At 32.8% G+C, this 531-nt stretch carries 1 pseudogene; it reads left to right on the top strand.

Features of this window, described 5'->3' with window-relative positions:
- Positions 1-79: 79 nt before the first annotated feature.
- Positions 80-531: pseudogene (locus RB298_RS20525) on the top strand (DNA helicase); the annotation flags it as partial.

The following is a 531-nucleotide window of genomic DNA, read 5'->3' as shown; positions in this document are numbered from 1 at the left end:
CTAAACGTTTTATTGTAAAATAAAGGGATATATTAACAGAAAGTTATTTTGCATTTTAGGAAAGGTGGAATAGTAGAAGATGAGCCAAGCCTTAAAGATAACAAAGTATTTTAGGGATAGCTTAGCAGCAAATCTTAAGATAGATTTTAAGAAAGAAAGCTATGAAATTGTGAATTTAGATAGTCTCATGAGTGGTAAAGTAGATGAAAAGCATTATAAAAATCTTGCAAAAGGCAATAAGGGACAAAGAGATGCTATAGATATTGTTATAGTTGCAAAGGCCATCAAGACTGTATTCGAAGGACAACAGAAAGTGAACAACGATATCGATGAACTAACAGGAATCTTTTATATTCCTGCAGTAATAAGTTCAGAAGGTAAGCTTAATCCTCCCGAAGAAAAGTATCCTTGGATACCTCGTGAACACCTTTCCCCTTTAATAGATAATGACTTGGCAATAGGTGAATTAAAAGATTATGACGAATTCATGAGTGATAACTTTCAAAGAATTAATAGTGAGTTAACCTGGGA

Origin of the sequence: Priestia sp. BR_2 (genome assembly GCF_041954005.1) — a bacterium.
GTDB lineage: Bacteria > Bacillota > Bacilli > Paenibacillales > Paenibacillaceae > Paenibacillus_AQ > Paenibacillus_AQ lautus_A.
Note: the sequence above shows the minus strand (reverse complement) of the source record. Positions and strands in the feature narration are given on the sequence as shown.